The organism is Nonomuraea sp. NPDC050478, from assembly GCF_044458265.1.
Taxonomy (GTDB): domain Bacteria; phylum Actinomycetota; class Actinomycetes; order Streptosporangiales; family Streptosporangiaceae; genus Nonomuraea; species Nonomuraea ferruginea.
Window position 1 is genome coordinate 614896 of sequence record NZ_JBITHT010000004.1, and the last position, 21485, is coordinate 636380.

The window sequence follows — 21485 nt, forward strand, 5'->3', positions numbered from 1 at the left end:
GGACCTGCCTACTTGTACATGGTCTGGTTCATGGTTCCCGGGGCGTACACGTCGGGATCGACCCAGACGTTGATGAGCGACGGCTTGCCCGACTCGCGGGCCCGCTCCAGCGCGGGGCGGATGTCGGCCGGGTCGCGGACCTCCTCGCCGTGGCCGCCGAGCAGCTTGGCGAACTCGCCGTAGCGGACGTCGCCCAGCGTGTTGCCGACGCGGGCGCGGTCCTCGCCGTACTTGGCGGCCTGGCCGTACCTGATCTGGTTCATGGACGAGTTGTTGCCGATCACGCCGATGAACGGCAGGTCGAAGCGGACCATGGTCTCGAAGTCCCAGCCGGTGAGGCTGAAGGCGCCGTCGCCGAAGAGGCAGAGCACCTCCTTGTCCGGGCGGGCCTTCTTGGCGGCCATCGCGAACGCCATGCCGACGCCGAGCGTGCCGAGCGGGCCCGGGTCCATCCAGTGGCCGGGCGACTTGGGCTGCACGACCTGGCCGGAGAAGGTGACGATGTCGCCGCCGTCGCCGATGTAGATGGTGTCCTCGGTGAGGAACTCGTTGATCTCGTGGACCAGCCGGTACGGGTCGATGGGCTGGGCGTCGGAGAGCTGGCGGGGCAGCCGCTTCTCGTACGCCTGGGTCTCGACCGCGCGCAGCTCCTCGATCCACTCCTTGCGGCGGGCGGCGCCGTTCTCCACCCGCCCGCTGGCCGCCTGCGCCGCGGCCGACAGGATGAGGCCGGGGTCGCCGACGATGCCGAGGTCGATGTCGCGGTTCTTGCCGACGGTGCGGTAGTCGAGGTCGATCTGGACGACCTTGGCGGTGGGCGACAAGCGCTTGCCGTAGCCCATGCGGAAGTCGAACGGGGTGCCGACGATGATGATCAGGTCGGCCTCGGTGAAGGCGTAGCGGCGGCTGAGCTGGAAGTGCATCGGGTCGCCCGGCGGCAACGTGCCGCGCGCCGAGCCGTTCATGTAGGCCGGGACGTTGAGGCCGCGCACGAAGTCGATGGCCGCGTCGGTGGCCCGGCAGGTCTGCACCTGGCTGCCGAGCAGGATCGCCGGCTTCTCCGCGTGCGCCAGCATGTCGGCCAGGCGCTCGATCGACTCCGGGTCGCCGGCCTGGCGGGTGGAGGCCCGGTAGTTCTTCGGGATCCTGGCCTTGTCGAGCGGCACCTTGGCGTCCAGCACGTCACGCGGGATCTCCAGGAACGACGGCCCCGGCGCGCCGTGATAGCACTCGCGGAAGGCCATCGACACCAGGTCGGCCACCCGTTCCGTGGTCGGCACCGTGGCCGCGAACTTGGTGATCGGGGCCATCATGTCGACGTGGGGCAGGTCCTGCAGCGAGCCCATCTTGTGCTGGCTCAGCGCGCCCTGGCCGCCGATCAGCAACATCGGGCTCTCGGCCCTGAAGGCGTTGGCCACGCCGGTCACCGCGTCGGTCGTGCCCGGCCCCGCGGTGACGACCGCGCAACCGGGCTTGCCGGTGATGCGGGCGTAACCGTCGGCGGCGTGCGCGGCCACCTGCTCGTGTCGTACGTCGATGACCTCGATGCCCTCATCGACACAACCGTCGTAGATGTCGATGATGTGGCCGCCGCAGAGCGTGTAGATCACTTCCACGCCCTCGGCCTTGAGCGCTTTGGCTACCAGATGACCGCCAGAGATCGTTTCCGACATCATGCACCCTTTCCGGCGACTGTCTATCGCATACTGCATACCGTATGAAGGCAATGGTTACCCTCTCCTCACCGAGCTGTCTAGCCCCCAGTGGGCAACTCGATCAGCTCGACCTGCTCCCCCGACCACCCCGGCGGCACCACCGCCAGGGCCTCGGCCAGCGCCGCTCCCCACAACGACCCCGGCCTGTCGTGCCCGACGGGAATCGCGCCCCGGCCCGACCTGAGCACCGGAACCAGCCGGGTGTCCCGCTCGTGCGCCCGCACCGGCCCCGCCAGCGCGCTGCTCTCCCGCCGCACCCCTGACCCCCGCATCCCCCGCAGTACGGGAACGAGCAGCGTCATGGCGGCGGCCAGCGCCGCGAACGGGTTCCCCGGCAGACCCACCACGAGCGTCCCCCCGGGCAGGCGGGCGAGCAGCTGCGGATGCCCCGGCCGCACCGCCACCCCGTCCACGAGCACCTCCGCCCCCAACTCCCCCAGCACCCCCCGCAAATGATCAGCCGGCCCCCGCGACGACGCCCCACAAGCCACCACCACCTCCACCCCACCTCCCTCCCCGGAACGGACCTGGAGGTCCTCTCGGGCTTCACGACCCTCATCAGCAAGAACCCGCAGGTCTTCGCAGGACGGAAGTCCCTCCCGCGGCGGGGACTCCTCCCCGGAACGGAACCGGAGGTCCTCTCGGGGTGGACGGCCCTCACCGGGAAGAGGCGGGTCTTCGCGGGGCGGAAGTCCCTCCCGGGGAGGGAAGCCCTCCGGGGGCGGGGACTTCTCGCCGGAACGGAACCGGAGGTCTTCTCGGAGCTGGGGGTTCTCTCCGGGAGAGAACCCCTCTCGCGAAGGCTCATCACCTCGGGGTTGGGAACTTTCTTCGGGAGAAGACCCCCTTCGAGGCGAAGGCTGCTCACCGAAGCGGAACCGAACGTCTTCTCGGGGTTCACGGCCCTCTTCGGGAAGAAGCGGCAGGTCTCCGCGGAGAGGAAGCTCCTCGCGGGAACGGAAACCCTCCCGTGGCGGGGACTCCTCACCGGAACGGAACCGGAGGTCTTCTCGGAGCTGGGGGTTCTCTCCGGGAGAGAACCCCTCTCGCGAAGGCTCCTCGCCTCGGGGTTCGGGAGAAGAACCTTCTCGGGGTGGGGGGTTCTCGTGGGGGCGGGAGCTGAGGTGTTCTTGGGGGTTCTGTCTGGGGTGGGGTGGCGGGGCGAGGGATGACAGGGCTGTGTGGAGGGGGGTGGCGCCGTCGGGGAGGCGGGTGTGGGAGGCGAGGCGTCCTCCGGCCCAGGCGATCAGTCCCGGGAGGAACGGGCCGATGGCGTCGCGGACCCGGCCCGGTCCCGGGAGGCCGTGGTCGACCACCTCGTCGCCGGTCACCAGCACCGCGACGGACGGCACTGGCCGTACGGTGAGGATGTCGTGACCCAGCGCGGCGGCGAGCCCGGCGACGACAGGCGTCACGACGGCCCCGGCCCCGAGCACGACGGCGCCCTCGGCGATGTCCTCGCCCCGCCGCCGGATGTGCCGCCCGGCCTCGATCCGCCCGTCCACCCACGTCCCGCCCGACGCCCGCTCGTACGGGAGGACCGACTCGGAGCCCGGCGGCACCGGGGCGCCCGTGGCGATCTCCACCGCCTCACCAGGCCGCAGCGCGTCCCCGTACGGGAGACCTCCCGCGAGGACCCGGCCCACCACGCGCCAGGGCGGCGCCCCCGCCACCGCGTACCCGTCCATCGCCGACACGTCCGAGCCGGGCACCGCCACCAGGGCACGCAGCGGCCCAGCGAGGCGGCAGCCGAGCGCCCAGGAGAGGGGCAGGTCAGCCGGGGGCAGCGGACGGGCGGAGCGGGCCGCGAGGTCGCGGGCGGCCGGCCACGAGAGCTCGCGCACGGCGGCCTCATGTCGAACAACGGTCATCGACGTGCTCCTTGACCCGAATTTTTCCATACTGTATACCGAATGCAAATCCGACGCGAGAACGGAGCGAGAGCATGAAGGTCGCTGTTCTTGGCGCCGGCGCCATCGGCGCGTATGTGGGGGCCGCCCTCCACAGGGCGGGAGTCGAGGTCCACCTCATCGCGAGAGGGCCGCACCTCGAGGCCATACGCAAGTCCGGTGTGATGGTGCTCAGCCCCCGGGGCGACTTCGTCGCCCACCCCCATGCCACCGACGACCCGTCCGAGGTCGGCCCGGTGGACCACGTCTTCCTGGGCCTCAAGGCGAACCACTACGCCGCCTCGGGCCCCATGATCAAGCCGCTGCTGCACGAGGCCACGAGCGTCATCGCCGCGCAGAACGGCATCCCGTGGTGGTACTTCCACGGACTCAAGGGCCCCTACGAGGGCTACCGCATCGAGAGCGTCGACCCGGGGGGCACGGTCACCGCCGCGCTCCCCCTGCACAGGGCTGTCGGATGTGTCGTCTACGCGGCCACCGAGATCGAGCGGCCCGGAGTCATCCGTCACTACGAGGGCACCCGCTTCTCCATCGGGGAACCGAGCGGCGAGCCGACCGCGCGCTGCGCGGAGTTCAGCGAGGCCATGGTGGCGGGCGGGCTGAAGTGCCCGGTGGAGACGGATCTGCGCCGGGACGTGTGGATCAAGCTCATGGGCAACATCGCCTTCAACCCGATCAGCGCGCTGGCCCGGGCCACGATGGCCGGGATCTGCCGCCACGACGGCGCGCGGGAGCTGGTCAGATCGATGATGACCGAGACGGTGGACGTGGCCAGGCGGGTCGGCTGCGATCCCGGGATCTCGATCGAGCGCCGCCTGCGCGGAGCGGAGAAGGCCGGCGAGCACAAGACCTCCACCCTCCAGGACCTGGAGAAGGGCAAACCGCTGGAGCTCGACGTGCTGCTCGCGGCGGTGGTCGAGCTGGCCGATCTCACCGGGGCCGACGTGCCCACGTTGCGCGCCATCCACGCGGTGAGCGATCTGCTCAACGAGAACCTTGTCCGTGCGGTCTGAGGACACATACCGTAGTCTGTATACAGAATGGAGGGATCATGAGCTATGACCGCCTGACCCATCCACTGGTGCGCGAGGACGGCGTGCTGCGCAGGGCGACCTGGGAAGAGGCGCTCGACCGCGCCGCCGAGGGTTTCCGCCGCAACGTCGCCGAGCACGGCCCCGACAGCTTCGCCATGCTGTCGTGCGCCCGTTCGACGAACGAGATGAACTACGTGGGGCAGAAGTTCACCCGCGTGGTCATCGGCACCAACAACGTGGACTCCTGCAACCGCACCTGTCACGCGCCCAGCGTGGCGGGGCTCTCCGCGGTGTTCGGCAGTGGCGGCGGCACCTCCTCATACCAGGAGGTCGAGGACACCGACGTGATCGTGATGTGGGGCTCGGCGGCCCGGAACGCGCATCCGATCTTCTTCCAGCACGTCTTGAAGGGCATACACAACGGCGCCCGGATGTTCGCCGTGGATCCACGGCGCACCGGCACCGCGCAGTGGGCGGACCTGTGGCTGGGCCTGAACGTGGGCACCGACATCCCGCTCGCCCACGCCATAGCCCGCGAGATCATCCACGCCGGGCTGCACAACGAGGCGTTCATCGAGCGCGCCACGACCGGCTTCGAGGAGTTCCGCGCGTCGGTCGAGCCGTGGACGCTCGGCGTGGCCGAGCAGGTCACCGGCGTGCCCGCGGACGCGATCAGGGAGCTGGCGCACGCCTACGCCCGCGCCGACCGCGCCCAGCTCTGCTGGACGCTCGGCATCACCGAGCACCACAACGCCACCGACAACGTCCGCGCGCTGATCAACCTCAGCCTGCTGACCGGCCACGTCGGCCGCTACGGTTCCGGCCTGTCGCCGCTGCGCGGCCAGAACAACGTGCAGGGCGGCGGCGACATGGGCGCCATCCCCAACCGGCTGCCGGGCTTCCAGGACATCCTGGACCCGGAGATCCGGGCCACCTTCGAGCGGGCGTGGGGGGCGCCGATCCAGCCGAAGTACGGCCACAACCTCACCGAGATGCTGGAGGCGATGGCCGAGGGCCACGTCACCACCTGCTATCTCATCGGTGAGAATCCGGTTCAGTCCGAGGCCGACTCGCTGGCCTGCATCAAGCGCCTGTCCATGCTCGACCACCTCGTGGTGCAGGACATCTTCCTCACCAAGACCGCCCAGATGGCCCACGTGGTGCTGCCCGCCAGCGCCGCGTGGTGCGAGGCCGACGGCACGTTCACCAACAGCGAGCGGCGGGTGCAACGGGTGCGCAAGGCGCTCGATCCACCGGGCGAGGCCCGCGACGACATCGAGATCCTCTGCCAGCTGGCCCGCAGGCTGGGCCACGACTGGAGTTACGACGGCGCCGAGCAGGTCTGGGACGAGCTGCGCTCGGTCTCCCCCGTGCACCACGGGATGACCTACCGGCGGCTGGACGAGCACCAGGGCATCCAGTGGCCGTGCTTCTCCGAGGACACGCTGGAGCCGCCGTACCTGCACGCGCGGCTGTGGGAGACCGACCCGGTCAAGCGCGGCATGCCCGCCGCGTTCGCGGTGCTGCGCCACTCGCCGCCGGTCGACCTGCTGGACGAGGAGTATCCGCTCCGCCTCACCACCGGGCGCAGGCTCGACTCGTACAACACGGGTGTGCAGTCCTCGGGGTTCGCCTCGCCGCTGCGGCGCGGGGAGACGATCGACATGTGCCCGGAGGACGCCGAGCGGCTCGGCCTCGTGGCCGGCGAGGAGGTGCGCATCACCTCGCGCCGGGCCTCGGTGGTCGCGCCCGTGTACATCGACCCCGCCCTGCGGCCGGGGCTGGTGTTCATGACGTTCCACTTCCCGGACGAGGTCGACGTCAACTCGCTGACCATCGAGGCCACCTGTCCCATCGCGGGCACCGCCGAGTTCAAGGCGGCCGCCGTACGCGTCGAGAAGCTCGTCAAGGTCGGGTGAGCGATGGATCTGCGATTCCGTGACGCGGAGCCGACGGCCGAGGAGCGCGAGGCGGTCGACGCGCTGCTCGGGCCGCCCGCCTCCGCCTGGGACGGCGGCGAGCGGACCGCGACCGACCTGCGGGTCGCGGCCCGCGCCGAGAGCTCCCGCGACCTGCTGCTGCCGGCCCTGCACGCGGTCAACGACCGGGTGGGGTGGATCAGCGAGGGCGCGCTCGACTACATCTGCCGCCGCCTCACCGTGCCGCCCGCCGAGGCGTACGGGGTGGCGACCTTCTACTCGCTGCTCTCCGTGAAACCGCGCCCGCCCCGGGTGCTGCACGTCTGCACCGACCTCGCCTGCCACGCCAAGGGCGCGGACGCGGTACGGCGGCGCGTCGAGGAGCGGCTCGGCCCGCCCGGCGAGTCCTGGCAGCCGAGCCCGTGCCTCGGCCTGTGCGAGCGCGCCCCGGCGGCCCTCGCCCTGGAGGCGGGCGACCCGCCCACGGCCGACGTGTACGGGCCGGTTCTCCCGGAGACGATCGGGGACGGAATCTGGACGGGCTTGCCCGGCTCGGGCGGCGTCCCGCTCAACGACTCCTCCAGCACGACCTCCAACGGCGCGGCCGCGAACGGCACGGCCGCCTCCGACGGGCCGCGCGCCAGGCAGACGGGGGACGCCGGGGAGCCTCCCGCCGAGGCCGCCGTGCCCCAGGCCGGGCAGGACGGGCTCGTCCTGCTGCGCCGCATCGGCGTGGCGGACCCGGCGAGCCTGGACGACTACCGGGCCAACGGCGGGTACGCCGCGCTGCGCCGGGCCTTCCGGCTCGGCCCCGCCGGGGTGATCCGCGAGGTGCTGGAGTCGGGGCTGGTCGGCCGGGGCGGCGCGGCCTTCCCGACGGGCCGCAAGTGGGACGCCGCCGCACGCCAGCCCGACCACCCGCACTACCTGGTGTGCAACGCCGACGAGAGCGAGCCGGGCACCTTCAAGGATCGCGTGATCATGGAGGGCGACCCGTACGCGCTCGTCGAGGCCATGACGATCGCCGCCTACGCCACCGGCTGCGCCAAGGGCTACCTCTACATCAGGGGCGAGTACCCGAGGGCCGTCAGGAGGCTGGAGCACGCGATCGCCACCGCCCGCGCCAGGGGCCTGCTCGGCGCCGGCATCCTCGGCCACGACTTCGACTTCGACATCGAGCTGAGAAGGGGCGCGGGCGCGTACATCTGCGGCGAGGAGACCGCGATCTTCAACTCCATCGAGGGCTTCCGCGGCGAGCCGCGCAGCAAGCCGCCGTTCCCGGTGGAGAAGGGCCTGTTCGGCAAGCCCACGGTGGTCAACAACGTGGAGACGCTGGTCAACGTGCTGCCGATCCTGGAGCACGGCGCCCAGGCGTACGCCGCGACCGGCACCGGGGCCTCGACCGGCACGAAGCTGTTCTGCGTGTCCGGCGGCGTCGCCCGGCCCGGCATCTACGAGCTGCCGTTCGGGGCGACGCTCCGCGAGCTGATGGACCTGGCGGGCCCGGTGGGCGAGACGCGGGCGGTGCTCCTCGGCGGCGCGGCCGGGGCGTTCGTGACCGATCCCGACATCCCGCTGACGTTCGAGGGCACCAGGCAGGCGGGCGCCACGCTGGGCTCCGGCGTGGTGCTCGTGCTGGACGACAGCGTGGACCTCAAGGCGATCCTGCTGCGCATCGCCGAGTTCTTCCGTGACGAGTCGTGCGGGCAGTGCGTGCCCTGCCGGGTCGGCACCGTACGGCAGGAGGAGGCGCTGCACCGCCTGTCGGAGCGGGTGGACGAGCGGGACCTGCTGCTGCTGCGCGAGGTCGGGCAGACCATGCGGGACGCCTCGATCTGCGGGCTCGGCCAGACCGCCTGGAACGCCGTGGAATCAGCCATCGACCGCTTGGGGGTGTACCGGTGATCCCGCTGCAGCCGCCTCGGCGGCTCGTCGACGTCGAGATCGACGGCGAGAACGTCCGCGTGCCTGAAGGCTCGACGATCCTGGACGCCTGCGCGGCGGCGGGCAAGGACGTCCCGACCCTCTGCTACGGCGACACGCTCACCCCGAAGAACGCCTGCCGGGTGTGCGTCGTCGAGGTGGAGGGCTCGCGGACGCTCGCCCCCGCCTGCTCCAGGAAGGTGGAGCCGGGCATGACGGTCGGCACCGACACCGAGCGCACCCGCCACAGCCGCAAGGTCGTGCTGGAACTGCTCGGCTCGTCGGTCGACCTGTCCACGACGCCGCGGGCGGCCGAGTGGATCGAGGAGTACGGCGCCGAACCCGGCCGGTTCGGCGACGACGCCGCCACCGTCGAGCAGCCCGCCAAGGTCGACAACGAGCTGTACGTGCGCGACTACGGCAAATGCATCCTCTGCTACAAGTGCGTCGACGCGTGCGGCGAGCAGTGGCAGAACTCGTTCGCCATCGGCGTGGCCGGCCGGGGCTTCGACGCGACGATCTCCACCGAGTTCGACGCGCCGCTCACCGACTCGGCCTGCGTCTACTGCGGCAACTGCGTGGAGGTGTGCCCCACCGGGGCGCTGTCGTTCAAGACCGAGTTCGACATGCGGGCCGAGGGCACCTGGGACGAGTCGCGGCAGACCGAGACCACGACGATCTGCAGCTACTGCGGGGTCGGCTGCAACCTGACCCTGCACGTACAGGACAACAAGATCGTGAAGGTGACGTCGCCGCACGACAACCCGGTCACCCATGGCAATCTCTGCGTCAAGGGACGGTTCGGGTTCGGCTATGTCTAGGGTCTCCGTCAAGCGCCGCATCCTGCGCATCAGGGACGCCGCCCCGACGCGCAGGATCGACTCGCTCGCCGCGGAGGAGCCGCTGGAGATCCGGCTCGACGGCACCCCGCTGACCGTCACCATGCGGACCCCGGGCGACGACTTCGACCTGGCCGCCGGTTTCCTCGTCAGCGAGGGGGCCGTCGGCTCGGCGGACGACATCGCCACGATCCGCTACTGCGCGGGCGCCCTGGCCGACGGCCAGAACACCTACAACGTCCTGGACGTGCGGCTCGCTCCGGGCGTCCAGGCCCCGGCCCCGCGCAACTTCTACACCACCTCCTCCTGCGGGGTCTGCGGCAAGGCCTCGCTCGAGGCGGTGCGCACCGTCGCCCGCTGGGCCGCGCACGACGACCCCGTCGAACTCGGCCGGGCGACCGTGGCGGCCCTGCCCGGCAGGCTGCGCGCGGCTCAGCGGGTCTTCGACCGGACCGGCGGGCTGCACGCCGCCGGTCTGTTCACCGCCGAGGGGGAGCCGCTCTGCGTCCGCGAGGACGTGGGCCGGCACAACGCGGTGGACAAGCTCCTGGGCTGGGCGCTCAGGAACGGGCGGCTGCCGTTGCGCGGCACCGTCCTGATGGTGTCCGGCCGGGCCTCCTTCGAGCTGGTGCAGAAGGCGGTGATGGGGGGCGTTCCGGTGCTCGCCGCGGTCTCCGCCCCGTCCTCCCTCGCGGTCGAGCTGGCCGCCGAGGAGGGCCTGACGCTCATCGGGTTCCTGCGCGGGGACTCGATGAACGTCTACGCGGGCGAACAGCGGCTGGACCTCACCTCGGGTGCCGGCTACGGCTCAGCCGGCGTACCTCCCCCGAGGTGATGGCGGGATGCCGTGCGGAAGGCCTGGCCCCCAGCCGCCGTCCGGCATCCCAAGCCATCGACTTTGACAACCATTTTCATTCCCCGGCATACTGACTCACATGATGTCAGGACATTCCCGTATGCGGGTCGCTGGGGCGCTCGCGGGCGCGACGTTGCTGGCCACGACCGCGTGCGGCGCCGACGCCGGGACCGGCGCGGCCACCGGAGACACTCCGCAGGTGGTCGCCGCCTTCTATCCGCTGCAGTGGATCACCGAGCAGGTCGGCGGCTCCGACGTCCAGGTGTCGAGCCTGACCACTCCCGGTGTCGAGCCGCACGACATGGAGCTGGGCGCCCACCAGATGGCCCAGCTGGAGGACGCGGCGCTCACCGTCTACATCAAGGGCGTCCAGCCCGCCGTGGACGAGGCCGTCACGCCCGACACGGCGTTCGACGCCGCCACCGCCGTCCGGACGATCCCGGCGGGCGGGCACGACGAGCACGAGCACGAGGAAGGCGAGGAGGCCCACGACCACGAGGTCTCCTACGATCCGCACCTGTGGCTCGACCCGTCCAGGTTCGCCGCCGTCGCCACGGAGCTGGGCGAGCGGCTGGCCGCCGCCGACCCCGCGCACGCGCAGGCGTTCAAGGACCGCGCCGCCAAGACCGCCGCCTCGCTCACCGCGCTGGACGAGGAGTTCAGCCAGGGCCTGGCCACCTGCTCGACGCGCACGATGGTCACCGCGCACGAGGCGTTCGGCTACCTGGCCGACCGCTACAAGCTGGAGCAGGTGGGCATCACGCTCGACCCCGAGTCCGAGCCCTCGCCCGCCCGGCTGGCCGAGGTGGCCGAGCTGGCCAAGCGCGAGAAGGTGACCACGATCTTCACCGAGGCGCTGGTCAGCCCCAAGGTGGCCGAGGTGCTGGCCGGCGAGGTCGGCGCGAAGACCGCGGTGCTCGACCCGCTGGAGAGCGCGCCTTCCGGCGATTACGCGTCCGCGATGCGCGACAATCTGAAGACATTGCAGACAGCGCTGGGGTGCACCACATGAGCGAGACCGCGTTCGCGATGACCGGCGGGCGGGTCGCGCTCGACGGCCGGCCCGTGCTGGCGGGCGTCGACCTGACCGTCCGTGAGGGCGAGGTCGTGGCCATCATGGGCGCCAACGGCTCGGGCAAGTCGACGCTCGTGCGCGCGCTGCTCGGGCTCACGCCGCTGTCCGGCGGCACGACCCTGCTCTACGGCTCACCGCCCGCGCGGTTCCGCCACTGGTGGCGCATCGGCTACGTGCCGCAGCGCCTGGCGATCGGCGGCGGCGTGCCCGCCACCGTACGGGAGGTCGTCACCTCCGGCCGGGTCGCCCGGCGGCGCAGGCTGAGCCCCTACCGTCAGGAGGACCGGGAGGCCGTGGCCCGCGCCCTGGATGCGGTGGGGCTGGCCGACCGGGCCGGCGACTCGGCGCAGGCCCTGTCCGGAGGTCAGCAGCAGCGGGTGCTCATCGCCCGCGCGCTGGCCGGGGAGCCCGACACCTACGTGATGGACGAGCCGACCGCCGGCGTCGACGCCGGGACCCAGCGGCTGCTCGCCGACACGCTCGCCCGCCTGGTGTCCGCCGGGAAGACCATCGTCCTGGTCGCGCACGAGCTGGGCCCGCTGGAGCCGCTCATCACCCGCGGCGTGGTGGTCCGGGAGGGCCGCATCGCCCATGACGGGCCGCCCCCCGAGCCGGAGGGCGACTGCGCCAGACCGGGTCACGAGCACGTGCACCCGCACGCCGCCGAAGCCGCCGCGGGCCCGCTCCGCGGCTGGCAGGGAGAACCATGATCGACCTGAGCCTGCTCGACAAGCAGTTCTTCCAGCTCGCGCTGATCGCCGCCCTGCTGGTGGGGCTCTGCGCGCCCGCCGTGGGCACGTTCATCGTGCAGCGCAGGCTGGCCCTGCTCGGCGACGGCATCGGCCACGTGGCGCTGACCGGCGTCGCGCTCGGCTTCCTGACCGGCACCGCCCCGGTGCTGACGGCCGTCGTGGTGGCGATCGCGGGGGCCCTCGCCATCGAGCTGGTCAGGGCGCGCGGCCGCACGAGCGGCGACGTGGCGCTGGCGCTGCTGTTCTACGGCGGCATCGCGGGCGGCGTCATGCTCATGGGCATCGCGCCCGGCGGCAGCAACGCCAAGCTCAACTCCTACCTGTTCGGCGCCATCGCCAGCGTCACGACCGAGGACATCTGGGTCATCGGCGGCCTGGCCGTGCTGGTGCTCGGGGTGGTCACGGTCTTCGGCAGGGAGCTGTTCGTGCTCTGCCAGGACGAGGAGATGGCCAGGGCCAGCGGGCTGCCGGTGCGCTTCCTCAGCGTGCTGGTCGCGGTCACGGCCGCGCTGACCGTGGTCATCGCCATGCGGGTGGTCGGCCTGCTGCTGGTCAGCGCGCTCATGGTGATCCCGGTGGCGACCAGCCAGCAGCTCACCAGAGGGTTCCGCACGACGATGCTGCTGGCCATGGTGTTCGGCGTGGTGGCGTCGGTGGGCGGGCTGCTCGCCTCGACCGCCTCCACGCGGGTGCCGCCGGGGGCGGCCATCGTCCTTCTCGCCCTGGCCGGCTTCGTCCTGGCCCTCGGTGTCGGTAGATTCGTACGTCAAGGCCGATCCCAGGAGTCGAACGTGAGCCAGCAGGCAGGCAGCGTCCGCGTCAAGGAGGTCAGATGACCTCCAGGCGGCAGGCCGTCCACGAAACCCTGCGTCAGAGCGAGGGGTTCCGCAGCGCCCAGGACGTCTATACGGAGATGCGCCAGCACGGCGCGAAGATCGGGCTGACCACGGTCTACCGCGCGCTGCAGACGCTGGCCGACCACGGCAAGGTCGACGTGCTGCGCAACGACGAAGGCGAGTCGGTCTACCGCGCGTGCGCCACCGGCGAGCACCACCACCATCTGGTCTGCCGCCGCTGCGGCCACACCGTCGAGGTGGCGGGCCCCGCCGTGGAGCGCTGGGCCGAGACCGTCGGCGCCGACCACGGCTTCACCGAGATCACTCACACCGTCGAGGTCTTCGGCACCTGCTCGTCCTGCTCCAAGCCGCCGGAGGCGGGCTGATCGCGACGTGACCCCCACAGCACGCCGAGCACGACCACCGCGCAGCCCGCGAGCTGCAGCGCCGACGGACGCTCGCCGAGCACGGCCGCCGACAGGCCGACCGTCGTCATCGGCTGGACGAGCAGCAGCAGGGCGGTCAGCGCGGCGGGCTGGCGGGGCAGCGAGTACGTGATGAGCGACCAGCCGAGCACCTGCGGCCCGAGCGCGAGCACCAGCAGCCAGCCGTGCTCGGGCCAGCTGACGGTGAGGTCGGCGCCGCCGAAGACCGGGCTGAGCGCCGTCATGGCGAGCGTGGCCACGACGGTGGCGTGCGCGAGCGGCGCCGCCGAGCGGTCGGAGGCGCTCTTCATGAGCAGCAGGAAGGCCGCGTACGAGAGCGACGTGGCGACGCCGGTGACCACCCCGAGCACCGGGTCGACGCCGTACGCGGCCCGGTCGAACACGCCGGAGATCAGCACGACGCCGCCGAACACCACCGGGGTGGCCGCCATCAGGGCGCGCGACGGCCGCTCACGGAAGATCGCCCAGGCGGCGAACGCCACGATGAACACCTGGAGATTGCCGAGCACGGTGGCCAGCCCGGCGCCCACGTACGCGATCGAGTGGTGCCAGAACAACAGGTCGAGCGCGAACATCAGGCCCGCGACCCAGGCCAGCAGGCGGGGCCTGCCCCTGAACGGCCCGCGCCGGCGCCGCTCCAGCGTGGCGAGCACGATCAGGGGCGGGATCGCGTACGCGCACCGGAAGATCGCCGAGGTCGCCGGCGCCACGTCGGCGAGCCGGACGAGCGGCCCGGAGGTGGAAATGATCAGTGCGCCTGCGATCGCGATCAGCACGATTCGGCGGTGTGAACTCATCGGAAATCCCAGGCCCCCCGTGGGAGAGATACGCTGCGACCACGCTAGAACCGGCCCCGACAGGAGTCAACATGCCCTTTGGCCATGACATGCAGCATTCCCTGGGCACCGTCGTCGAGCTCGTCAACACCTCCCCGTCGACGGGCGGCGAAGACCGGCTCGCCACTCTGACCGAGCTGCAGTCCTTCGTCGAGGGGCGGCAGGTCAGCGGTCTGGGCGGGCTCACCGCGCGTGATCTGGGCCAGGTCCGGATGATACGGGAGGCGTTCTACCGCGTCTTCACCGCGGCCGACCAGCCGACGGCGGTGCGCCTGCTCAACGGGCTGCTCTCCGAGACGCGCATAACGCCGCGCCTGACCGAGCACGACGGCCATCCGCTGCACGTCCACTACTTCGCCCCGGACGCCACGCTGGCCGAGCACCTGGCCGCCGACTGCGGCGTCGCCCTGGCCCACCTGCTGGTGGAGGACGAGTGGGAGCGGCTCCGCACCTGCGCGGCGCCCGACTGCGAGCACGTCTTCGTCGACGAGTCGCGCAACCGCAGCCGCGTCTACTGCGACAGCCGCACCTGCGGCAACCGCATGCACGTCGCCGCCTACCGCGCCCGCCGCCGCGCCTGACCCGCCTTGAGCTTGCCGGTCAGCAGGGTCGCGGCGGTGGCCAGCACGATGAGGTTGAACGCCATCTGCACCAGCACCAGCCCTCTGGCCAGCTGACCCTGCGCGTGCACGTCGCCGAACCCGACGGTGGCCAGCGTGGAGACCGCGAAGTAGAGCGCGTCCGTCCTGGTCTCCAGGCCTGCGAACTCCCCCTCCCGCCAGTAGGCCACGTTGTAGTCGGCGAGCGCGAACAGCACCACGCCCGCCACGGTGATCAGCGCCAGCGTGGCCGGGGTCAGCCCGCCCTCGTCGCCGGCCGACTGCTGCCTGGCCTCCCTCACGACGCTCCAGCACACCAGGGCGAGACCGGCGATCACGCACGCCACCCGGAGGAACCGCACCCAGTCGGGCTGGTCCTCCTGCAGGGGCACCACGTAGTAGGCCGCGATGATCAGCGCGGTGTGCCAGGCGAGTCGCCGCATGCGGGAAGAGTTCCCCGCGCGGGGAACGGTTAGACCGGGTTGGGCAGAGCTCCGCCGTAACGCCGGTCGCGCTTGGCGTAGATCTCGCACGCCTCCCACAGGTCCCTGCGGTCGAAGTCGGGCCAGAGCCGGTCGAGGAAGACCATCTCCGCGTAGGCCGACTGCCACAGCAGGAAGTTGGAGAAGCGCTGCTCGCCCGACGAGCGCACGAACAGGTCGACGGCCGGGATCTCGGGCTCGTCGAGATAGCGGGCGAAGACCTTCTCGTCGACCTTGGACCGCTTGACCCGGCCCGCCTGGAGGTCGTCGGCCAGCCTGAGTGCCGCGTCGACGATCTCGGCCTGGCCGCCGTAGTTGACGCAGAACTGCAGCGTCAGCTTGCGGTTGGCCCGGGTCATCTCCTCGGCGGACTGCAGCTCGGAGATCACGCTCTTCCACAGCCGGCCCGGCCTGCCCGCCCAGCGCACCCGCACGCCCATCGCGTGCAGCTCGTCGCGGCGGCGGCGGATCACGTCGCGGTTGAAGCCCATGAGGAAGCGCACCTCGTCGGGCGAGCGCTTCCAGTTCTCCGTCGAGAACGCGTAGGCGCTCAGGTAGGGGATGCCCAGCTCCAGAGCGCCCTCGATGACGTCGAACAGCGACGACTCCCCCGCTTTGTGTCCCTCGGTCCGGGGCAGCCCGCGAGCCTTGGCCCACCGGCCGTTGCCGTCCATGACGATGGCCACGTGGCGGGGCACCAGCTCACGCGGGATCGGCGGCGGGGTCGCGCCGGACGGATGGGGTGTCGGCGGGCGGACGTTCAAACGGGCTCCCTTTCTACGTGGCGGAGCGAGCGTATCCCGTGTTCGAGGTGCCATTGCAGATAGGCGGCGACCAGGCCGCTGCACTCGCTGCGGTGTCGCTGCTCGGACGCGTCGGCCGTCGCCCAGTCGCCGCGCAGCAGCGCCGTCATCAGGCCGATCGTCTCACCGGCGGGCACCGCCGCGCCGGCGGGCCGGCACGCCCCGCACACCACGCCGCCCGCCACGATGGCGAACGCCCGGATCGCGGGCGCCCGGCACTTGGCGCACGCCTCCAGCGCGGGCGCGTATCCGGCGACGGCCAGCGAGCGCAGGAAATAGGCGTCGAGCACCAGCCGGGGTTCGTGATCGCCCTCGCCGAGCGTGCGCAGCCCGCCCACCAGCAGCAGGAACTGCCGCAGGGCCGGCTCCTTCTCGCCGTGGGTCAGCCGGTCGGCAGTCTCCAGCATCGCGGTGCCGGCGGTGTAGCGCGGGTAGTCGCTCGCCAGCGCCTCGCCGTACGGCCTGATCGTCTCCGCCTGGGTGACGACGTCGAGCGTGCGGCCGGTGTGGAGCTGGAGGTCGACGTGGGTGAACGGCTCCAGCCTCGCCCCGAAGCGCGAGGTGGTGCGGCGCACCCCCTTGGCGACGGCCCGGATCTTGCCGGTGCGCTTGGCCAGAACCGTGACGATGCGATCGGCCTCGCCGAGCTTCTGCGTGCGCAGGACCACGCCCTCGTCACGATAGAGACTCACCCGGCCATCCTACGGTCGTATCAAAGTGACGACACTTCGTGCTACTCCCATGGCGGTGTGACACGCCTTTCCGCAACCGTCACTAGACTTTGACGCCTGTTCCGCATTGCCCACTGTTCACCCCTCCGTTACCGCCGAAAGGTAGTCATGACCCGCGTGGTCCTGCTGGGCTCTTCACCCGGCCCCGACACCGCTCCGACCGGCTTGAGGCTCGCCGCACTTCCCGGCAATCCCACCGTCGCGGAGCGACTGCGCAACCAGGTCCTCACCATGGACCCGACGCCCGCCACGATCGGCTCCGGCGACGTGGCCGCCGCCCTGCGCGCACTGGCGGAGGTCGCGGAGTCCGCGACCGAGCCCCTGTTCATCATCCCGGAGAACTCGGTCATCCACGACGAGCTGATCTACCAGATCAACAAGACCAAGCGCGGCGCGCTGGTCCTCGTCGCCAAGGAGCCGCGCCCGGTGGCGGAAGAGGAGGGCGAGGAGACAGAGGACGACCAGCTCAACGGTAACGTCCCGATAGCGGAGGCCGAGCCCGAGATCGGCATGAACGAGGTGGAGGGCCTGCCGGTCCGCTCCCGCATCGGCAAGACCAGGGTCATCTCGGTCGGCACCGCCACCCACCTGGTGACCAGGCCCAACGCCGTGCTGCTCGGCCCGATGTACATCAGCGCGCGCAACGCGCCGATGCTCGCCGAGACCTGCCGCGAGCTGGCCGCGATGGCGTCCGCCTTCGGCGACGACGACGACCTGGTCCAGATCATCGCCTTCGGCCTGGTGCGCAAGGGCGTGTCGGTCGGCATCCGGGGCCGCCGCGACCTGTTCTACCGCCGCGTCACCTCCCAGGAGCAGGCCAACGAGGCCGCCGTCGAGATGTCCGGCTTCGACGAGGACCGCGCCAGGCTCAACAACGCGGTCAAGGGCGCCGACGGCTTCTTCACCACCTACTTCGTCTCGACCTACTCCCGGTTCATCGCCCGCTGGGCGGCCCGGCGGGGGCTGACGCCCAACCAGGTCACGCTCATCTCGATCGCCCTCGGCGTGGCCGCCGCCGCCTGCTTCGCCACCGGCCAGCGGCCGTGGATGATCGCCGGCGGGCTGCTGATCTACTTCGCCTTCGTGTTCGACTGCGTCGACGGCCAGGTCGCCCGCTACGCCCGCAAGTTCGGGGTGCTGGGGGCGTGGCTCGACGCCACGTTCGACCGGTTCAAGGAGTACGTCGTCTTCGCCGGACTGGCCGTGGGCTGGGTCGTGGCGGGCAACGGCGGCGACGACATCTGGATCTTCGCGCTGGCCGCCATCGGCCTGCAGTCCGTGCGCCACCTGCTCGACTTCTCCTTCGGCATCTCCAACCGCCGCAAGCCCCCGGCCAAGCTGCCCACGCTGGCGCTCGACGCCCGCGACGACCGTGACCTGCGCCAGGCCCTGGAGCGCCGCAAGGTCGAGCAGAGCAGTGGCGTCAAGCGCATGCTCAAGATGTGGTCCAAGGCCGGCAAGTACCGCGCGGTCCACTGGGCGCGTAAAATGATCGTGTTCCCCATCGGCGAGCGGTTCGCGGCCATCGCGATCACCGCTGCGCTCTTCGACGCCCGCATTACCTTCCTCACGCTGGTGATCTGGGGCTCCGTCGCCGCCGTTTACACTCTCACCGGACGCCTCATGAGGTCGCTCGCATGATCACCCAGCCGCAGGCCGCCGCAACCCCCACGCCGGACCCCGACGAGGAGCGCCGGCGCATCCAGACCGCCCGCCTGCTCGCCTACCGCGACGACGGTCCCCTCGTCCACGTGCTGTCGGGCAGGCTCGGCAAGGGCCTGCCGCCGGTCCCCGCCACGCTGGCCGCGCTGCTGGCCGTCATCGCCGTCACGGTGACCGGCCTGGTCCAGCCGGGCTTCACGATGCTGCTGCCGTCGCTGATCGTGCTGCTGCTGGTGCTGCCGACCGCGCCGCGCGACCACCTGGGCCGCTTCGACTGGCTCACGCCGCCGCTGCTGCGCGCCGCCGAGTTCCTCGCCATGATCGTGGTCGGCCTCGCGGCGGGGGCGCCGAAGTGGCTGCTGTTCGTGCTGGTGTACGTGGTCGGCTACCACACCTACGACACCGTCTACCGGACCCGGCAGAGCATCTGGCCGCCGGCCTGGGTGTTTTACGCCGGACTCGGCTGGGAGCTGCGGCTGCTCATCATCGGCGCGGGCGCGGCGTTCGGCCTGGTCACGCCGGTGCTGGCGGTGCTGACGGCCTACCTGTTCGTGCTGTTCGCCGTCGAGAGCGTGACGAGCTGGGTCCGCCTGGACAAGGCGTCGGCCCAGGCGGCCGCCGACGCCGAGCAGGACCTGGAGCAGTCCCCCGAGGACGCGCTGGAGCAGGCCACCGGCGAGGCCGAAAAAGCCTGATCTCCCCTACGCGAAAGGCGGGGCCGCCCTCACGGCCCCGCCTTTCGCGTTTCCTCCGGCACCCCGGCTTCCGCGAGGGGAGCGTTTAGGCTGGGGACTCAGGGACTCTGAGCCGGAGGAGCCGGATGGCGTTCTTGTCGCGGCTGTTCAAGCGGGGCGACCCGCTGGCCGAGCGTGAGGAGGCGCGCCGGCAGGGCATGCGCGACGCCCGGCGACACCCGCTGACGACCTTCACCGACCCCGAGAGCCGGCCCCCGTTCGTCGCCGAGGTACGGGCCCGCGCCCGCGAGCAGATCGCCGACGCCGGCCGCCGGCTGGCCGCCCGGCGCGGCGAGTTACTGGACCAGTCCCTGGCCGCCCGGGAAGCGATCCTCCTGGAACTCAGCCGCACCGACCTCCTCCCCCAGCCCCCACCCAACGGCCACCCCGGCCCACCCGCTGATCCATATCCGCCAGGTTCTAGGCCTTCACCCGATTCCGCAGGACCGTACGGCAATCCGCCAGATTCCAGGCCTTCACCTGAACCGGCGGGACGGTACGGCGATCCGCCACCTGACCCGCCGGGATCGTACGGCGATCCGCCAGACCCCGATTCCGTGGGACCGTACGGTGACTCAGGGGCACGCGCAGCAGGACCGTACGGTGGCTCAGGGGCACGTGCGGCGGGATCGTACGGTGATCGCGGCGGGCACCCGGCGGCTCCCTACGAGGAGGACGCGTTCATCTCCATCGCCGAGGCCCGATGGAGGCGGGGTGAGGCGCGGCGGCGGGAGGCGGTGCGGGAGAGCCAGGAGAGCGTGCAGCGCGCCGGCGCCCGCATCGGCCAGTACGCGCAGGAGTGGGAGAACGCCCTGGTCGAGCACGACCACGAGGTGGAGGCCGTGCACGCCAGGGCCGAGCAGATCATCGCCGCCTACCGGAGCGGCGTCATGGAGACCCACCCCCGCCGGGAGGAGATCCCACCGCTCTGGCAGGGCGAGGTCATCGCCATGGAACCCACCGGCGAGACCCGGCTCGGCATCTCGGGGCGCGACGAGCTAGGCCGGATCCTCCACGAGGTGGAAGCCCGGGTAGCGGACTGGCACGCCAAGGTCCTCCCCCACGAACTGCCCCCAGCCCTCCGCCTCCCCCCGCTCGAACCTCCCCACCGGACTCAGTCCCCCCAACCCCCAGCGGACCACTCCCCCACCACCCCATCTCCACCGAGAACTCCCCACTCCCTGACAGACCCCACCGCCCCCACATCCCAGCCGCAGGCCACCGAACCCACCAAGGCCCCCACCCCCACCACATCCCCGTCCCAAACCACCCGACCGGAAACGCCCCCTACCGTCTCCCCTCCGGAGACCACTCATCTCCCGGCGGATCCCACCGCCACCACATCCCAAGCCACCCGACCCGAAACGGCCCTCGCCGTCTCCCCGCTGGAGACCACCCACCCCGCACCGGATCCCACCGCCACCCCACCTCCGCCGCGAGCCGCCCGACCCGAGACGGCCCCCGCTGTCTCCTCGCCGGAGACCCATCCCGCGGTGGACCCCACCGCCACCCCATCCCCGCCGCAAGCCGCCCGACCCGAGACGGCCTCCACCGTCTCCCCGCCGGAGAACACCCACCCCGCGCTGGATCCCACCGCCACCACATCTCCGCCGCCAGCCGCCCGGCCCACGATGGACCGATCCCCCACGTCTCTTCCAGAAGCCGTCTCTTCCTTACGTACGGCAGCGGACCCTGCAGAGGTCACGTTTCCCCCGGCAGGTACCTCCGGCATGGCTCCGTCACCGCCGCAAGCCGCCCACCCCTCCCCGGATCCTCTGCACGAGACCGCTTACGTACCAGGTGAGGCGGTGGAGACCCGCGAGACCGACGCCCTCACGCCTTCGCCGACGAGCGATGAGCATCCAGGGCATGACGACTCTGAGGCTTCCGCCGACGGGCCGGCGAGCGCCGGGCCCGGCTCCCCTCGTACGGAAAGCGACGTCGGCGAGACAGCCGACGACGGCCCGCGGGAACCACACCAGGACGCCGAAACCGACGTCCATCCCGGACCGGACCACGCCACCGAGACACGCAAGCAGGACCACACCAACCGCACCCCACCGGCACAGGACCGCGCCACCGAGACAGGCACCACACCGGGACACGACCGCACCGCAAAAACACGCACCCCACCGGCACACGACCGCACCACAGAAACAGGCACTCCACCGGCACACGACCGCGCCGCCGAACCACACACCCCACCCACACAAGACACCACTGCAACAAGCACCCCAACCGGACAGGACCGTGCCAGAGGGCAGCGGCGGACCTATCCATGGCGGGAGGCGTTCGGCGACCCGAGCGCCGCATCGCCCAGCACACCACGTGAC

The 21485-nt window shown here is 71.5% G+C and carries 19 protein-coding genes and 1 pseudogene; 12 read left to right on the plus strand and 8 right to left on the minus strand.

Going from position 1 to position 21485, the window contains the following annotated elements:
• Positions 1 to 8: 8 nt before the first annotated feature.
• The 3 genes and pseudogenes from ACIBF7_RS22765 to ACIBF7_RS22775 form a co-directional block, all read right to left on the minus strand.
• A complete protein-coding gene (locus ACIBF7_RS22765) occupies positions 9 to 1676 on the minus strand; it encodes a thiamine pyrophosphate-binding protein (protein WP_397198080.1) in 1668 nt (555 codons plus the stop codon).
• A gap of 77 nt (positions 1677 to 1753) precedes the next feature.
• Positions 1754 to 2290, minus strand: coding sequence for a molybdopterin-binding protein (locus ACIBF7_RS22770; RefSeq protein WP_397198267.1), 537 nt, complete (start codon positions 2288 to 2290; stop codon positions 1754 to 1756).
• Between the two features lie 861 nt (positions 2291 to 3151).
• A pseudogene (locus ACIBF7_RS22775) lies at positions 3152 to 3616 on the minus strand (molybdopterin molybdenumtransferase MoeA); the annotation flags it as partial.
• Positions 3617 to 3660: 44 nt separating this feature from the next.
• Between ACIBF7_RS22775 and ACIBF7_RS22780 the strand changes: the two are divergent.
• The 9 genes from ACIBF7_RS22780 to ACIBF7_RS22820 all read left to right on the plus strand — a co-directional run bounded on the left by ACIBF7_RS22780 (position 3661) and on the right by ACIBF7_RS22820 (position 13245).
• The gene (locus tag ACIBF7_RS22780) at positions 3661 to 4638 is read left to right on the plus strand and encodes a 2-dehydropantoate 2-reductase (RefSeq protein WP_148033370.1); all 978 of its coding nucleotides are present in this window, start codon (positions 3661 to 3663) and stop codon (positions 4636 to 4638) included.
• Positions 4639 to 4676: 38 nt separating this feature from the next.
• Positions 4677 to 6578 carry a molybdopterin oxidoreductase family protein gene (locus ACIBF7_RS22785; RefSeq protein ID WP_271274740.1) on the plus strand — a complete coding sequence of 634 codons (1902 nt, stop codon included), beginning with the start codon at positions 4677 to 4679 and terminating at the stop codon, positions 6576 to 6578.
• A 3-nt stretch (positions 6579 to 6581) separates the two neighbouring features.
• On the plus strand, positions 6582 to 8483 hold the full coding sequence (locus tag ACIBF7_RS22790) for an NAD(P)H-dependent oxidoreductase subunit E (RefSeq protein ID WP_397198081.1): 1902 nt from the start codon (positions 6582 to 6584) through the stop codon (positions 8481 to 8483).
• Positions 8483 to 9322 (plus strand): 2Fe-2S iron-sulfur cluster-binding protein, encoded by an 840-nt coding sequence (locus tag ACIBF7_RS22795; protein WP_261808883.1) that lies wholly within the window; start codon positions 8483 to 8485, stop codon positions 9320 to 9322. Before ACIBF7_RS22790 ends, ACIBF7_RS22795 begins: the two co-directional genes overlap by 1 nt.
• On the plus strand, positions 9315 to 10175 hold the full coding sequence (gene fdhD, locus ACIBF7_RS22800; protein WP_364228432.1) for a formate dehydrogenase accessory sulfurtransferase FdhD: 861 nt from the start codon (positions 9315 to 9317) through the stop codon (positions 10173 to 10175). Before ACIBF7_RS22795 ends, fdhD begins: the two co-directional genes overlap by 8 nt.
• Positions 10176 to 10296: 121 nt before the next feature.
• Complete coding sequence (locus tag ACIBF7_RS22805; protein ID WP_397198082.1) at positions 10297 to 11208, plus strand: metal ABC transporter substrate-binding protein; 912 nt, start codon at positions 10297 to 10299, stop codon at positions 11206 to 11208.
• Positions 11205 to 11981 (plus strand): metal ABC transporter ATP-binding protein, encoded by a 777-nt coding sequence (locus tag ACIBF7_RS22810; RefSeq protein ID WP_148033375.1) that lies wholly within the window; start codon positions 11205 to 11207, stop codon positions 11979 to 11981. Before ACIBF7_RS22805 ends, ACIBF7_RS22810 begins: the two co-directional genes overlap by 4 nt.
• Positions 11978 to 12859, plus strand: a complete 882-nt coding sequence (locus ACIBF7_RS22815) for a metal ABC transporter permease (RefSeq protein WP_148033376.1) — start codon at positions 11978 to 11980, stop codon at positions 12857 to 12859. Before ACIBF7_RS22810 ends, ACIBF7_RS22815 begins: the two co-directional genes overlap by 4 nt.
• Positions 12856 to 13245 (plus strand): Fur family transcriptional regulator, encoded by a 390-nt coding sequence (locus ACIBF7_RS22820; RefSeq protein ID WP_397198083.1) that lies wholly within the window; start codon positions 12856 to 12858, stop codon positions 13243 to 13245. Before ACIBF7_RS22815 ends, ACIBF7_RS22820 begins: the two co-directional genes overlap by 4 nt.
• Here ACIBF7_RS22820 and ACIBF7_RS22825 read toward each other — a convergent pair.
• Positions 13185 to 14081, minus strand: coding sequence for a DMT family transporter (locus ACIBF7_RS22825; protein WP_308249181.1), 897 nt, complete (start codon positions 14079 to 14081; stop codon positions 13185 to 13187). The genes ACIBF7_RS22820 and ACIBF7_RS22825 overlap by 61 nt on opposite strands.
• 92 nt (positions 14082 to 14173) lie before the next feature.
• Here ACIBF7_RS22825 and ACIBF7_RS22830 point away from each other — a divergent pair, with 92 nt between their 5' ends.
• Positions 14174 to 14722 (plus strand): CGNR zinc finger domain-containing protein, encoded by a 549-nt coding sequence (locus tag ACIBF7_RS22830; protein ID WP_148033379.1) that lies wholly within the window; start codon positions 14174 to 14176, stop codon positions 14720 to 14722.
• Here the strand turns inward: ACIBF7_RS22830 and ACIBF7_RS22835 are convergent.
• From ACIBF7_RS22835 to recO, 3 genes are read right to left on the minus strand one after another with little or no spacing between them, the layout of a single operon-like run.
• A complete protein-coding gene (locus ACIBF7_RS22835) occupies positions 14698 to 15183 on the minus strand; it encodes a potassium channel family protein (RefSeq protein ID WP_219549717.1) in 486 nt (161 codons plus the stop codon). The two genes, ACIBF7_RS22830 and ACIBF7_RS22835, sit on opposite strands and share 25 nt — an antisense overlap.
• Before the next feature lie 29 nt (positions 15184 to 15212).
• A complete protein-coding gene (locus ACIBF7_RS22840) occupies positions 15213 to 15986 on the minus strand; it encodes an isoprenyl transferase (protein WP_148033381.1) in 774 nt (257 codons plus the stop codon).
• Positions 15983 to 16717, minus strand: coding sequence for a DNA repair protein RecO (recO, locus tag ACIBF7_RS22845; protein ID WP_148033382.1), 735 nt, complete (start codon positions 16715 to 16717; stop codon positions 15983 to 15985). Before recO ends, ACIBF7_RS22840 begins: the two co-directional genes overlap by 4 nt.
• A gap of 147 nt (positions 16718 to 16864) precedes the next feature.
• Here recO and ACIBF7_RS22850 point away from each other — a divergent pair, with 147 nt between their 5' ends.
• Both ACIBF7_RS22850 and ACIBF7_RS22855 read left to right on the plus strand, forming a co-directional pair.
• Positions 16865 to 18397 carry a CDP-alcohol phosphatidyltransferase family protein gene (locus tag ACIBF7_RS22850; RefSeq protein WP_148033383.1) on the plus strand — a complete coding sequence of 511 codons (1533 nt, stop codon included), beginning with the start codon at positions 16865 to 16867 and terminating at the stop codon, positions 18395 to 18397.
• Complete coding sequence (locus ACIBF7_RS22855; RefSeq protein WP_397198084.1) at positions 18394 to 19113, plus strand: DUF5941 domain-containing protein; 720 nt, start codon at positions 18394 to 18396, stop codon at positions 19111 to 19113. The genes ACIBF7_RS22850 and ACIBF7_RS22855 overlap by 4 nt, the downstream gene beginning before the upstream one ends.
• Positions 19114 to 19816: 703 nt before the next feature.
• Here ACIBF7_RS22855 and ACIBF7_RS22860 read toward each other — a convergent pair.
• On the minus strand, positions 19817 to 20020 hold the full coding sequence (locus ACIBF7_RS22860; protein ID WP_397198085.1) for a hypothetical protein: 204 nt from the start codon (positions 20018 to 20020) through the stop codon (positions 19817 to 19819).
• Positions 20021 to 21485 lie beyond the last annotated feature (1465 nt).

Excerpts from the sequence above, each read along its gene's own strand:
- ACIBF7_RS22810 (WP_148033375.1), top strand. The coding sequence starts at position 11,205 with ATGAGCGAGACCGCGTTCGCGATGACCGGCGGGCGGGTCGCGCTCGAC.
- ACIBF7_RS22765 (WP_397198080.1), bottom strand. The coding sequence starts at position 1,676 with ATGATGTCGGAAACGATCTCTGGCGGTCATCTGGTAGCCAAAGCGCTC.
- ACIBF7_RS22820 (WP_397198083.1), top strand. The coding sequence starts at position 12,856 with ATGACCTCCAGGCGGCAGGCCGTCCACGAAACCCTGCGTCAGAGCGAG.
- ACIBF7_RS22790 (WP_397198081.1), top strand. The coding sequence starts at position 6,582 with ATGGATCTGCGATTCCGTGACGCGGAGCCGACGGCCGAGGAGCGCGAG.
- ACIBF7_RS22850 (WP_148033383.1), top strand. The coding sequence starts at position 16,865 with ATGACCCGCGTGGTCCTGCTGGGCTCTTCACCCGGCCCCGACACCGCT.
- ACIBF7_RS22805 (WP_397198082.1), top strand. The coding sequence starts at position 10,297 with ATGCGGGTCGCTGGGGCGCTCGCGGGCGCGACGTTGCTGGCCACGACC.
- ACIBF7_RS22855 (WP_397198084.1), top strand. The coding sequence starts at position 18,394 with ATGATCACCCAGCCGCAGGCCGCCGCAACCCCCACGCCGGACCCCGAC.
- ACIBF7_RS22785 (WP_271274740.1), top strand. The coding sequence starts at position 4,677 with ATGAGCTATGACCGCCTGACCCATCCACTGGTGCGCGAGGACGGCGTG.
- ACIBF7_RS22860 (WP_397198085.1), bottom strand. The coding sequence starts at position 20,020 with ATGATCTGCTCGGCCCTGGCGTGCACGGCCTCCACCTCGTGGTCGTGC.
- ACIBF7_RS22830 (WP_148033379.1), top strand. The coding sequence starts at position 14,174 with ATGCCCTTTGGCCATGACATGCAGCATTCCCTGGGCACCGTCGTCGAG.
- ACIBF7_RS22780 (WP_148033370.1), top strand. The coding sequence starts at position 3,661 with ATGAAGGTCGCTGTTCTTGGCGCCGGCGCCATCGGCGCGTATGTGGGG.
- ACIBF7_RS22835 (WP_219549717.1), bottom strand. The coding sequence starts at position 15,183 with ATGCGGCGACTCGCCTGGCACACCGCGCTGATCATCGCGGCCTACTAC.
- fdhD (WP_364228432.1), top strand. The coding sequence starts at position 9,315 with ATGTCTAGGGTCTCCGTCAAGCGCCGCATCCTGCGCATCAGGGACGCC.
- ACIBF7_RS22815 (WP_148033376.1), top strand. The coding sequence starts at position 11,978 with ATGATCGACCTGAGCCTGCTCGACAAGCAGTTCTTCCAGCTCGCGCTG.